6 protein-coding genes are annotated in these 13805 nt (G+C 77.1%); all 6 read right to left on the minus strand.

Annotated features, from left to right (window positions below):
* Positions 1 to 1567 (minus strand): reverse transcriptase family protein (locus ACLBX8_RS29050; RefSeq protein ID WP_447716214.1); only part of this gene is annotated, 1567 nt, incomplete at its 3' end.
* Positions 1568 to 1877: 310 nt separating this feature from the next.
* Positions 1878 to 3542: an SWIM zinc finger family protein gene (locus tag ACLBX8_RS29055; RefSeq protein WP_447716215.1), complete on the minus strand. Its 1665-nt coding sequence runs from the start codon at positions 3540 to 3542 to the stop codon at positions 1878 to 1880.
* A complete protein-coding gene (locus ACLBX8_RS29060; protein WP_447716216.1) occupies positions 3539 to 6661 on the minus strand; it encodes a hypothetical protein in 3123 nt (1040 codons plus the stop codon). Before ACLBX8_RS29060 ends, ACLBX8_RS29055 begins: the two co-directional genes overlap by 4 nt.
* 196 nt (positions 6662 to 6857) lie before the next feature.
* Positions 6858 to 8843 (minus strand): SWIM zinc finger family protein, encoded by a 1986-nt coding sequence (locus ACLBX8_RS29065; protein WP_447716217.1) that lies wholly within the window; start codon positions 8841 to 8843, stop codon positions 6858 to 6860.
* Positions 8844 to 8852: 9 nt separating this feature from the next.
* Entirely contained in the window at positions 8853 to 9983 is a 1131-nt protein-coding gene (locus ACLBX8_RS29070; RefSeq protein WP_091977394.1) for a VWA domain-containing protein, read from the minus strand.
* Positions 9980 to 13798, minus strand: coding sequence for a DUF4132 domain-containing protein (locus tag ACLBX8_RS29075; RefSeq protein WP_447716218.1), 3819 nt, complete (start codon positions 13796 to 13798; stop codon positions 9980 to 9982). Before ACLBX8_RS29075 ends, ACLBX8_RS29070 begins: the two co-directional genes overlap by 4 nt.
* Between the last annotated feature and the right edge of the window lie 7 nt (positions 13799 to 13805).

Below are 13805 nucleotides of genomic sequence, written 5' to 3' on the forward strand. Positions count from 1 at the left end.
CCTCGGCCGCCTCCCGGGCGGCGGCCGCCTCGGCCTCGGCCAGGATCGGGTCCGGCTCGGGCGCGGGGCGGGGGGCCGGCACCCACCAGCGGGCGAGGGGCACCGCGCCCCGCGCGGACCGGGCGCGGAAGTCCGGCTGCCGGGGCGCCGTCGCCGGGGCCGAATGGCGGTCCGCGAGGGCGCGGGCCTGCGCGACAAGCGGCGCGCCGGTCTCCGGCGTGACCATCCGGACGAACTGCGCGAAGCCGACCGCGGCGCGGAGCACGCCCGCCTCGCCGGCCGCGCCCCAGCGGCGCCCGGCCGGCCCGTGCCGCTCGAGCCCGTGCAGGAGGGCGCGGAAGCGGCGCAGGGTCTCGCGGGGCACGCCGACCCGCTCGTTGACGGTGAGCCCGGTCACCTCCTGGTGCCGGCCGCGGCGCATCACCCGGGTCTTGTCCGGATGGACGGTGAAGCCCTCCCCGGCGACGATGGCGTGGACGTACTTGAGCAGCGCGCCGACCTTCCCGGCGGCCTCGCCGGAGGCCGAGAAGGTCAGGTCGTCGGCGTAGCGCGTGTAGGTGAAACCGAGGCTGCCGGCGAGGCCGGCGAGCCGGGCGTCGAGCCGGGTGCAGACGAGGTTGGTGAGCGCGGGGCTCGTCGGCGCGCCCTGCGGCAGCCGGCGGGGGCCCCGGGCGGCGTAGAGGCGGGCGCCGTCGATCTCGACCGCGTCCACGTCCGGCTCGGTGCAGAGCAGCGCCAGCACGGTCGCCACCGGCTCGGCGTAGCCCAGGCCCCGGAACTTCCCCTTGATCCGCCGGTAGTCGAGGCTCGGGAAGAAATCCTTGAGGTCGAGATTGACCACGACGTCCCGCCCGACATGGGCGGCGGCGTTGGTGACGATCGAGCGGCCGGGCACGAAGCCGTGGGCCGCCGCGTGCACGGGGACGTGGGCGAGGAGCGCGTCGAGGATCCAGTACTGCGCCCGCTTCAGGCGCGGCATCGGCGCCGAGATGCGGCGCAGGCCGCCCGCCTTCTTGGGGATGGTGAAGCGCCGGTAATGGCTCACCGCGCTGAGCGCCCGGTCGTAGGCGAGGAAGCGCAGCTCGCCGAGGCCGATCCCCATGGCCTCGGCCAGGGCCTTCGGGCTCGCCAGGGACGGGAGACCGGGGGCGGGCCCCCGCCCCGGAGCGTCCGCGTGCACGAGGCCGGCCGAGACGCCGTCGCCGAGATGGAGGATCTCCGCCTCCCGGCGCGCGTGCCATGCCTGCGCCCGCGCGTGGCGGTCGCGGGCGTTGCGCAGCCGCGTCTCGCGCCGCCGCTCCAGCGCCGCCTTCTTGCGGCGGCGATGCATCTCCTTGAGGGCGGCCTCCGGGTCGCGCCACGCCGCCTCCCGCCGGTGCAGGTCGGCGAGGGCGCGGGCGATCTCGCCGCGGCGGCGGATCAGGTCGTCCGGCGGGTTGGGCTGCGCTTCCCCGTCTGGCCAGAAGCCGAGCCGGATCATCTCCTCGAGGATGACCTCGTCCTTCGAGCTCTCGCGGATCCGGTCGTAGAGCTGCTGGCGGGTCAGGCTGCCGGGCTGCTGGCTCATCGGCGACCTCCGGCGCAGGCAGGAGGCGTGACGGGGGACGTCGGCCGGGATGCCTTCGTCAAGTCTCGGGACTGGCCCGGTCCACTCGACGCCGGCACGACCACCGGTGCGCGTTTGGGTTCAGCGAACCCAAACCGCGAACGCGCACCGGTGGTCAGTGCCGGCCCAGTGAAGAGCGGGCCAGTGACGCTTTGCCGGGCAGGGTGCAGGGACGGCGAATCGCCGCCCGAAATGCAAGGTCCGCCCCGGCCGACGCCCCTCGTCGCGGGGAGGATAGGCCAGGCGCGCGGCCGCATCAATCGGGTCCGTCTCACGCCTGCCACCGCACCGGCTTGCCCTCGACCTGGGCGTGGACGAGGCGGCGCACGGCCAGCATGTGCTCGCAGGGGCCCCGGGTCAGCCGGTTGTGGGTGTAGAAGCCGCACTGGCAGCTGCCGCCGACCATGCGGTCGTCGGAATCGAGCTCCACCGCGGGCGTCAGGCTCCGGCCGTCGTCCAGCACGGTCCCGCTCAGGCGCCGCCTGTCGCCGGCCTGCTCGACGGGCCCGAGGGTGACCAGTCCGGCCGCCAGGAACCGGTCGGCCTTGGCCTCCTGCTCGGAGGCGAAGCGCAGGGCGCCCGGCGCCAGCGGCTCCCGGGTCAGCTCCCGCAGGCGGTAGACCCGCTTGTCGAGGTCGAACATGGCGCGGCCCGCCTGCACGTAGCCGCCGAGCGCCGCCTCCACGGTCGACCGGTCGAGGCCGGTCTCGGCGGCGAGTTGCCCGGTGTCGGCGGCGTGATGGCGCTGGAGCGCCGCGAAAACCCGGGCGGCGGTGTCGGCGTCGACGTCGGCCCGGGGCGCGAGCAGGTCGAACTGCCCGGCCCGGGACCAGTCGTTGGCGGTCCAGCCCGACAGGCCGAGCGTGAAGCGCAGGCCGCCGAAATCCACCACCGCGAAGCTCGGCAGACCGGTGCCGAGGAGGTGCAGCCGCACCGACCGGGCGAGCGGCAGGGTCCGGGCCAGGATCGCGAGGCGCCGCCGGCCCCACAGGCGGATCTCCGCGGTCTCGCCCCCGCGGTAGATCGAGCGCCGGAAGGTCAGCCGCTCGTTCCAGGGCTCGATCAGCACGCTGACCGGCCGGCCGGGCTCGAGCAGGAACCGCAGGGAGCGCGGGCCGTGGCGCTCGCGGCGCGCGGCGAGGCGGGTCAGGATCGCGTGCATGTCGACCGGGTGCAGGTCCACCACGTGGGCGGGCTGTGCCATGGCGCTCGACACCTGCAGGAAGCCCCGCATCCAGGAATCGGGCAGGTCGATCTTGTCCTCGCGGTAGGCGGCCTCGCCGGAGGTCTGGACCGCGAAGCCGGTCGGGTCGATCGCCAGCTCGGTGTCGCGGTAGCTGCGGATCTTCTGGAACTCGTCGTAGAGGGCGTGGCTGTAGTCGATGTTGGTCGTGCCGCAGGCCATGTCGCCGATGCGCGCGAACGTGTCGTGGTCGCAGGACAGGCGCCCGTAGCTCGACTCGTCGAGGCTGAACGCCTCGAAGAAGATCTCGTCCGGATGGACGGTGATGACCGGATCGAGCACGATCCAGGCGTCGAGGTTCTCCCGGTAGAGATAGTCGAAGTACCGCTTCCGCGCGTCGTAGAACGACCGCATCACCGCGTCGGAGCGGGCCGCGATGTCCCAGGACTCGGCGCGCAGCGCCTCGATCTCGGCGCGAAGGCTGTCCTTCTCGGCGAGGGCCTCGGCCAGGAGCTCCTGCTCGTGGGCCTGGAGCCAAGCGAAGTAGGCGGTGCGGTCCTTCGGCTTGAAGCGCAGGTCCGACACGACGACGTGGTGCAGGGCGGAGATCGCCTCCCGGAACGGCAGGTGCCGCGCCACCGTCCCGGCGAAGTAGGTCGGCTCGCGCAGGGTGTCGGGAACGAAGCCGAGCCGGGTCGCGTCCGCGTCCGAGACGGCCCGGCTCTCGCCGAGGTAGCGATGGACGAAGTTCATCGGGCCTCTTCCGAGACGGAGACGGGTCCCCGCGCCTCCGGCGGGCGCCGGACGAGGGGCACGGCGAGATCGGGATGCGCGTCGGCGACGTCGCGCAGGGCCAGGATCGCGGCGCTGCGGTCCCGGGCCGTGCCGCTCAGGGTCAGGTCGGCGAAGAGCGGCAGCAGCGCCTCGGCGCGGGCGCGGCTGCGCAGGGCCTCGGCCCGGAGGAAGGCGGCCATCCGGTCCTTGGCGACCCGGCCGCGCAGCACCTGCAGCATCACGATGCGGGCGAGGGGGATCAGCCGCGCGAAGGCCGCCTCGCTCGCCACGGCCTGCTCGGTGAGCAACTCGGTGAGCAGGAGGTGCATCGACGGGGCGGGGTGCTCCAGGAGGCGCAGGACCTGCGCCTCCGCGTCCTCGGGCCGGAGCCGGCTGCGCAGGAGGTGGCGGGCGAGGGCCAGGACCTCCGGCTTGACGCTGTCGGTGACGACGGCGAGCGCCTCGGGCGTCCAGGCGGTCTCCGGCCACGCGTCGAACAGGCCGCGGGCGAAGGCGAGGGTGTCGGGCCAGTCGCTCTCCACGAGGAGGACGGCCTCGGCCGCCGCGGCCTGGAACCGGGCCGGGTCGGCCGCGAAGGCCGCCGTCGCCCAGTCCCGCACCGCCCGGTACGGGTGGCCGCCGAGCCGGGCGATCTGGCGGACGCTGAGGGCCTCGGGGCGCCGGTCGGGCAGGAGGGCGGCGCCGAGGCGGCGGGCGCCGTCCGCGCGCGCCTGCAGCAGGCGCCACAGGGTGCCGTCGTCGAGGGCGGCGCATTCCCCCGGCAGGGCCTCGCGCAGCAGGGCCACGGTGTCGGCGGCGTAGGCGTCGTCGGGCGCCGCGCGGAACAGGCTGCCGATCAGCTCCCGGGCGAGGCGGGGAGCGAGGCCCGGATCCGCCGCCGCGAGGCGCGCCACAAGGGGCCGGGCAGCCCGCCGGACGGCGCTGTCGGGCCCGCTGGCGAAGGCGACGATCCGGTCCGCGTAGAGCCCGAGCCGCGCGTCGTCGAGGCGCGCCAGCAGGACGAGGGCGGCGATCCGGATGTCCTCGGATTCCGCGTCGATCAGCGCGTCCCAGCTCTCCGGCGGCAGGCCGGCGGCCCCGGCCTCGGACTGCGCCAGGAGGGCGAGGCCGGCGGACCTGACCGCGGCGGACGGGTGGGCGATCAGGGCGGCGGCGGTCCCGGACGCGACCGGCAGGTCGCGGTCCGGCCACAGGAGGGGCAGGGCGGCGCGCAGGCCCCGGATCGCGGCCGTCGCGGCCGCGTCGGGCTCCGGCGGTATCGCCCGCAGCCACGCCACCAGCCGCGCCACCAGGGGCGCCGCGAGCCTGGAGGGCAGCGCCCGCGCCCCGGCGAGGCCGGGGAGGGCCGCCTGGACGTCCGGCTCCGGGCTCGTGAGCAGCGCGGCGGCGAGGTCGGGATCCGACCAGACGATCGGCGCCTCCGCCTCGAGTCGCCGCAGGGCCAGCGCCCGCGCCTCCGGCTCCGGGCTCGCGAGCAGCGCCGCCACCAGGGCGGCGAGGTCGGCAGGCTCGGCGATCCCGGCGGCGAGGCGCGCCTGGGCGGTCCGGAACGCGAAGGTCCGCACGGCGTCGTGCGGGGCGGCCAGCAGGCGCCCGATCTCGCTGGCCGTCAGGGCCGCGCAGGCCTCCGGGTCCGCGCGCAGAACCCGCAGGCCCAGCCGCGCCACCGGCTCGACCCGCCCCGCCGCGGCGAGGCGGAGCGCCAGGTCCGGCCGGGCGCTCCAGAGGTCGGGGAAGGCCTCGTCGCGCCGGTCGGGATCGACGGCGCCGGTCTCCAGGAAGGTCAGCGATCCCGTCCGCGGCCGGGCCTCCGGGGCGTGGCAGTACAGGAGCTGGCTCGCGGTCCAGTTGCGGGCGAGCGGCCCCCGCGCCCGGGCCTGCCGGCCCCAGGTCCCGTCCGGCTGCCGCCCCCACGCGGTCCAGCGCGCCGGCGGGTCGAGGTCCTCCGGCCCGAGCGCCAGCAGGAAGCCCGCCGCCAGCGCCGCGAAGGCCGGGTCCCCGACGGCGCCGCGCTTGCGCAGGGCGCGCCAGATCCGCCGCTTCATGTAGGCGCGGGTGGCGGTGGACAGGCCGAGCCGCGCCTCCGGCCCCTGGCGCGCCGCGTCCACCGCGACGTAGCGCCGGAGGTCGGGGACGTAGGCGTGGCTCCGGCCAGCCTGGTACATCGCCTGCGCGGTCTCGAAGCGCTGGGCGGTGGCGCCGAACAGGGCGGCATCGTCGGCCATCTCGGCGTGCTTGAAGAGGCGCCGCAGGCCGATCAGGTAGGGCGGCCGCGCCGGCAGCCGGAGCAGGGCGGCGCAGAGCGTCGCGTGCAGGCCGGGCGCCGCCTGCGCCCGCCGGCCGAGCGCCACCAGGGCCGGCCCGACCCGGCCCGGATCGTGCCGGGCGAGGCCGTCCAGCGCCCCGCACAGTCCGTCGACGTCGCCCGCCTCGGCCGGCCGGGCGACCATGCCGGGCAGGTCCGGCTCGGCCTCCGGCGGCCGGTAGGGCCCGGTGAGCGGGGCGGCGAGCGCGAAGCGGGCGAGGTCGCGGACCACGCTGCCGGGCGCCTCGGCGGCGATCGCCGCGAGCGCCGGACCGGCCTGTGCGCCCGCCGCCCGGGCGAGCGCCCAGACCAGGGCGTAGCTCGCCCGCGCCGGGCCGAGGCCCCGCGCGAGGGCGATCAGGTCCGGGGCGGTCGCGGCCAGCCGCAGCTCGCCGACGCGCCAGAGCAGGCGGTCGCGGTCACGCTCGGCCCAGCTCTCGCGCAGGCAGGCGGAGAGCCGCGCCTGCAGCACGCCATCGCGCCCGTCGGACGTCGCCTCGGGTGCGGCGGTCTCCGGGCCGTCGACCCGCCGGTAGCCGCCGTTGATCTTGGAGACGACCACGCTGTCGAACACCCGGGCGGCCGCCTCGGCGGTCACGGGCTGGGGCGTCTTGGAGCCCTCGCGCAGGGTCGCGCCGCGTCGGCCGTAGCGCGTGTTGACGAAGTAGCGCTCGGGCGTCCCGAGGGCCTCGTTCTCGATCAGGTCGACGTCGTAGACCTTGTCGGAGGTGGCGTCCCGCAGGTGGAGGCGCGCCGCGCGGACGACCCTCATGCCACCGCGCCGGCCCGCGCGGCCGGGCAGGGATGCGTCGCGCGCGCGCGACGGTCGACGGGTCCTCGCATCCGGGCTCCTCGCGAAACGACCGGGACGGGCCGGCCGGCGAATCGCGGCGCCCGAAGCCGCGGCAACCTGCCCCAGCGGGACCGAGGGGGCAACCGCGCGCGCACGATTCCGTGATCGGGCCTCATCAGGCCTCTTCCGGCCCGGGATCGTCGCGCATGGCGGCGACCCAGAGGGCGGCCCGGGCGAAGGGCTCGGACTGCGCGCCCGGAGCCGCCAGGGTGGCGGAGAGGAAGGCGGAGAGCCGCGCGGCGGTGGCCGGATAGCCGGTCGCGGCGAGGCGTGCGACCAGGTCGGCGCCGCCGGCGCGGGCGCTGGCCGCGAAGGCCCGCCGCCCCGCATGGAGGGCGTTCGCCAGGAGCGCGGCCGCCTCGTCGAGGAGCGTGGCCGGCCCCAGGTCCGGCGCCGGCGGGATCGGGTGGCCGGCGCCGTCGGGGACGGCGAGGTCGGGCACGACGAGCCGGTCGACCGACACCGACCAGGGATCGCAGACCAGGGTGCCGTCCGCGATCCGCACCGGGCCGGCGACCTGCCGCACGGGTCCCCAGCGCCCCGCGCAGGCGCCCGCGAGGGCGTCCAGGGCGTGCGGCGCGGCGGGGTCGTAGGCGCGGGCGAGATGCAGCGTGCCGCCCGCCCCCGGGAGCGCGACGGCGGCCTGCCACGTCTGGGCGCCGGGCGCCCAGGCCTGTCCCAGGACCGCCTCGACGGGGAAGACGTGGAAGGCCTCCAGCCGGTCGCGCGGGCGCAGGAAGACGGGCGGCCGGTCGGCGAGGCGGCGCAGGATCGACGGGACGTCCCGCGCCGCCAGGGGGGCCGGCAGGGCCACCAGGGCGTCTCGCGGCAGCAGCGCCGTGCGGCCCCGCGCGCCCTGGCCGAGGGCGAGGAGCCCGTCGGCCCGGCGCCGCGCGACGCTGGTCAGGATCTGGCCCTGGCCGGTGCCCGAGACGGACAGACCCGGGCTCAGGAGACGCCCGGGCAGGCCGGCCGCGATATCCGCCTCGGCCTCGCCCGGCGCGAACGCGCGCTCCAGCGCCAGGAGCGCGCCGGTATCGGTGTCGGCCAGCGCCACCCGGGCGGTGGCGCCGCGCCCGCGGGCGAGGAGCCGGGCGCCCAGGGAGACGAGGCGCGTCTTGCCCATGGCGGTCTCGTAGGGCTGGCCGAGGCCGAGGGCGGCCTCACCGCCCCGGACGCGGCCGAGGAGTTCCGTGGCGAGCGCCAGGACGACGGCCGCGTCGTAGGCGGCGTGGCGCCCGGCATAGGCCGCGACCTGCCCGTCGAGGTCCGCCTCCGCCAGCAGGAGCTGCGTGGCGCCCCGCCTCTCGGCCGCCCGCCGGAGCCGGACGAGGGCCGCGCCGTGCGCCTCCGGTCCGGACACGACCCCGGCCTCCAGCAGGCCGGCGACCACCCGGTCGGCGGCCTCCGCGAGGTCCGTCTCCGCCGGCTTCGCCTCCGCTCGGGCCGGGGCCGCGCCGCCCAGGCGGATCTCGGCGGCGCCCGCGGCCTCCCGGAAGGCCCGGATCGCCAGGGCGACGTGGGCGCAGCCGCCCCCGGCCGCGCAGTCGCAGCGGGCGTAGCCGACAGCGTCGGGCACGAGGAAGCGCACCGTCGCGGTCGGGAGCCGCGCGGCCGGGACGGCGCCCCGCTCCAGCCCGACCGTGATCCCACCCGCCAGGAGGCGCCGCAGCTCCGTCGCCGCCGCGCCGCCGAGCCCCGCCTCGAGGGCCGCGCCGTCGAGGGTGCCGGGATCCCAGGCGACCGGCGCCGCGGCCGGCACCGCCGCACCCTCGGGGTCTCCATCGCCGGCCCCATCGCCGGTCCCGTCGGCCGGCCCGTCCGCGACCGGGGCGGCCCGGTAGGCGACGACGAGGGCGACCCGATGCCGGCACATCCCGCTCGCCGGGCAGGTGCAGCTGGCCTCGCCGGGAGGCCGGCCGGGACCGAGCCGCGTGACCGTGCCGTCGGCGAAGCGCGCCTCGACGGTGCCGTCCCCGGCCTCCGCGAGGTCCGGCCCCTGGCCGGCGGCCACCTCGCGCAGCGCCCGCTTCACCAGCCCGGCATTGGCGAGCTGGATCAGGCCGTCATCCGTGAGGGCGCGGAGGTCGGGGCGGGCCATCGGCGCCGCTCAGGCCCGGATCGCGGCGGCGAGCCAGCCGGCGAGCTCGCCGGGCGTCATCGCGCCGATCTCGGCGCCGGCCGCCACGAGCCGCTGGGCCATCGCCCGGTCGTAGGCGGGCCGCGCCTCCGAATCGAGGGCCGCGAGGCCCAGCACGCGGGTCCGCTGGCCGGAGAGCGCCCGCACCTGCTCGACCAGGGCGGCCTCGCTCGCGCCCTCGTAGAAGTCGGAGACCAGGACCACGATCGCCCGCTCCGGCGCGGTGATCAGGCCGGCCGCGTAGCGCACGGCGCCCCCGATATCGGTGCCGCCGCCGAGCTGGACCTTCATGAGCAGCTCGCAGGCGTCGTCGCAGTCGCGGGTCAGGTCCACCACCGCCGTGTCGAAGGCGACCAAGTGGGTGCGGATGCCGGGGAGCTTCCACAGGCAGGCGGCCATCACCGAGGCGTGGATCACCGAATCGAGCATCGACCCGCTCTGGTCGACGAGCAGGATCACCTGCCAGGGCCGCATCTGGCGCCGGTTCCGGGCGAAGAAGTGCAGCCGCTCGACGGTGATCCGCCGGCTCTCGGGATCGTAGTGGCGCAGGTTGTCGCGGATCGTCCGGTTCAGGTCGAGGTCGCGGGCGCCGGGCAGGCGGGTGTGGCGCCGCCGGTCGAGCACCCCCGAGAACGCCACCGCGAGGTCCCGCGCCAGCCGCTCCATCAGCTGCCGCACCACCTCCTGCACGAGCCTGCGGGCCATCACCAGCACGTCGGGCGCCATCAGGTGCTTGGTGCGCAGGACCGCCTTCAGCAGCGTCTCGTTCGGCTCGACCCGGGACAGCACCTCGGGGTTCGTGACCACGTCGTCGATGGCGTAGAGCTCGATCGCGTCGCGCTCCAGCCGCTCGATCGTCTCGCGGGGGAAGAGCGTGTGGACCGCGTTGATCCAGCCCGGCACCGTCAGGGTCGAGCCCTCGCGGCCGCCCTGGCGGCGCTCCCCCCGCGACGCGCCCTCGGCGTCGCGGCCGTAGAGCCAGTCGAGCGCCTGATCCATGGCGGCCGCATCGCCCGAGAGGGCGCAGCCGGCCCCCGCGCAGGCGGAATCCGCCGCCTCGCCCAGGATGAGCCGCCAGCGCGTGACCGGGTCGAGGCTCACCGCAGCCGCGTCCCGGCGAGGAGGCTCGGTCCGCGCAGGAGCTCGCTCGCCGTCACCGGCGCGAGCTCGCCGAAGGTGCGCTGGCCCGGATCCGACCGGCTGCTCCAGGGCGAGCCGAGGGTCAGGTCGCCGAGGGTCTGCTCCCGGTCCTCGAACTCCACCGCACCGGTGAACAGGCCCTCCGAGAAGGTCAGCGACGCCTGGCCGGCCGCGCCGCCTGGGAAGGTCACGGCGCGCTCGATCCACCACACCACCCCGGCATCCTGGGGCGCCCCGAGGGGCCAGCCCCGGGCGGCCATGCCGCGCAGGCGGTTGGCCTCCACGACGGTCCCGGCGAAGCGGCTCGTGGTCGATGCGGCGGCCTCGGCCTCCGTGAAGGCGTAGGTCTCGCGGGCGAGCTGCGGGAAGGGCTGGACGATCTCGTAGTCGCCGAACAGCGCCCCCCAGGCCGCCAGCGCCCCGGTGTCGAGCTGCAGGGGATGGACGAGGCCGATCAGGCCCGGGGCCGCCCCGGTCAGGTCGAGGTCGAGCGGCGCGTCGTCGGCATCCGTGAAGGTCAGGTCCTCGGCCACCCGGAAGGTCAGGCCCGGACCGGTCCGCGGGTCGGCATCCGCGAAGGTGGCCCAGACGAGGCGTTGGGCGAGGTGGCGCACGAGCGGGTGCGCGGCGAAGCAGGGGCCGAACACCGTCGGCTGGACCCGGCGGGCGCCGGCGAGCATCGCCTCCAGGCGGGCCACCTGCAGGCTCGCCACGGCCCGCGCGTCCTTCTTCAGGGCACCCCAGCGGGCCACTGCCGCCGCGGCCTTGCCGGCGTCGTCGGCCCTGGCGGGCTTGGGCAGGTCCTTGAGCCTCTGGCCGGCGGCGTCCCGGACCCAGGGCTTCAGGGTCTCGTCGAACCCGACCCGGAACCCGCGGGGGCCGAAATCGAGGTCGAGGCCGCCGCGCTCGTCGAGGTCGAGGTCGGGGGCGAGCCGGTCGGCCAGTTCCTCGGGGGTGAGGCCGCGGGCCTCGGCGAGCTGGGCGATCTTCTGTCGGGCCTTCTCCTGGAGCCCCTTGAACTTCAGCTTCTCGGCGATGCCGTTGAGGTTCATCAGCGCGACGTCGGTGCCGATATCGACCAGCACGTCGAGTCCGGTGACCGCGCGGGCGTGGGCGGCCTCGCCGGGCCAGCGGCGGATCAGGCGGGTCAGGTCGCGGGCCGTGGCGTCGGTGCCGAACCAGCCCAGCGCGCGCAGGGCCCACCCGTCCTTCGAGGGTGTCCCGGCGGCGATCCAGGCGGAGAACAGGTCCCACGCGAAGGCCGCGAGGCTCGCCTCGGTGCAGGCCTCGCGGACCATCGGCACGCCGGCATAGACGGCGTCCGGGTTGGTGAAGGACAGCATCTCGCAGAGGGTCAGGATCGCCGCGTCCGGCAGGGCGGTCCCGTCCCGCAGACGCGGCCGGGTCAGCATGGACGGCACGACCCAGGCGGGCGGCTTGCCGACCTTGGCGGGGACGCGGGCGAGGGGATCGCGGTCGAGCACCTGCGCGACCGCCTCGGTCACGTCCGGTGCCTGGTCCGCGTAGCGCGCGACCACGGAAGCGATGATGGCGCGGCCGTCCGCCCGGTCCTGCGCCAGCACGCGCAGGGCGTGCTCGCCGGCGTCGCGCAGCGCCCCGGGCCGGCCCACGGCGTCGGGCAAGAGGCGGGTGAGGGCGGTCTCGGGATGGCGGCGCAGCCAGGCCAGGGCCGGCTCGCGGGCCTTCTTGAGCTTCGTGAGGGCGCGGGCGGCGGGCCCGGCGAGGCGGGCATCGTCCACCGCCAGGACCGCCGGCAGGAGCCCGACCGGATCGGCCTCGACCAGCCCGACGAGGCCCGGCATCGCCCGCTCGCCGAACCGCGACAGCATCGCCCACACGATCTCCGGCCACTGCGAGACGTGGAAGCATCCCGCGACGACGCGCGACTGGGCCCAGAGGGCGAGCGCCAGGGGCTCGGGCTGCCGCTCCAGGCTGCCGACCAGCTGGCGATAGGGCGAGTTCGCCCAGTAATGGCAGGCCTCGTCGATCTGGGCGACGCGGCCGGCGACCCAGGCGATCAGGGCCGGCGGATCGTCGCGCGGCGGCTCGGAGAGCGGGGGCGGGATCCGGCTCCAGCCCTGCGTCGGATGGGAAAGCTCGGCGGCCGCCACGAAGGCCCGCAGCGCCTCCGGGCCGTCGAGGGTGACGGCGTTCCGCGCGCGCCAGTAGCTCGGCGCGACCTCGGGCACTGCGTGGGCGAACGGCGTCGGCAGCGGCGCGAGGGCGAGGACGAGGTCGTCCCGGGTCCGGGCCTTGGCCCGCCAGGGCGGGTCGCGCAGCACCCGCGGCCAGGCGGCGGGCTCCGCGAGGGGCACCGCGCGGGCTTCCGCCAGGGCGTCGAGGATGCCGGCCCCGCGCCCGCCCGACGCCGCGAGCCAGCCGCGGACCATGTCGAGCCCGTGGGCGTCGAGCGCCCGGTTCACCCGGGCGCGCAGGGCGGGCTCGGACCGGCCGCCCGCGAGGGCCGCGAGGCAGCGGGGCAGGATCGCGGCGGGATCGGCCTCCAGCGCCGCGTCGAGGGCGGCCGCGACGGGCTTCTCGTGGAGGTGGGGCAGCAGGGCCGGGAGCGCCCCGGCCTCGCCCGTCGACAGGATCGCCAGGGCGACCGTGCGACGCTGCTCGTCAAGGGCGTAGTGCAGCAGCCAGTCGAGGGCCGGCAGGGCCGGCTGCCCGGCGGCGCGGGCCACCGCCAGCAGGGTCGCGGCCGCCTCGGCCGCGTCGAGGGCGCAGTAGACGAAGTAGAGGTGGTAGCTGCGCTTGGCGCGCCAGCGCGCGACCGCTTCCGGCGGCGCGTCGGCCAGCAGCGGCAGGTAGGCCGTATCGGCCGTGACGTCGATCCCCGCCGACGCGGCGGCCTCGACCACCGCGACGGGCTGGAGCGGGTGCGGGGCGGCCCGGTCGTCGGCCAGGATGAACGCGAAGGCGCAGGCCGCCGGCCAGTCGTGGTCCTCGGCGATCCGGGCGTTCAGGAGCGCGACCGCGGCGTCGTAATCGGCCTCCGGGGCGTGCACGAGGGCGGCCCGCAGGGCGAGGTGGAGCGGCTCGGCCCAGGACAGACGCTGGTAGGCGCGCGGCGTCTTCGGGGTCGGGCGGCGGCGGTCGGCCAGCCGGGCGACGGTCTCCGTCCCGCCCTCGGCCACGGCGTAGCGCAGGACCGCCTCCAGTGCCCCTCGAAGGACGGCGTCGCCGGTGGCGGCCCGGGACGGATTCCCCTGTCGGCGCGCCTCCGCGGCGTCGACGATCGCGTCCAGCCAGGCGGCGAGGCCGTCCCGGTCCGGCGGCGCTCCGGCGAGGCGCGCGGCCTCGGCATCGCCGAGCGCGGCTGCCAGCGGCGCCGCGATCGCCCGCCAGGCCTCCGCCGCGTCCGGGCGCGGACCGGGGCGCAGGCGGGTCGGCAGCGGCACCGCCGCGAAGACCGCGGCCGGGGCGGGGGGCGGGACGGGCTCCGGCGGGGCCTCGGCCGGCGGCGGGGCGGGCGCCGGCTCCGCGGCGGGCTCGACAACCGTCTCGCCAACCGGCCCGGACGCCTGCACCGGGGCGGGCGCCGCTCCGTCGGCGCGGACGTAGCCCTTGGCGGTCTTCTCGCGGACGAGCTTGTCCTTCTCCTTCACGGCCGCGGCCGCGTCGGCGCAGGTCTTGTCCTTGCTCTGGCCCTGGGTGCCGAGGCGCCCGAAGCGGACGGTGAGCGTCGGGCCGGAGACGCCGACCTCCCAGAACTTGGCCGCGCTGCCCTCGACCAGCTCGTAGCGTTCCATGGCCTGT

This window comes from Methylobacterium sp. D48H (genome assembly GCF_053345715.1).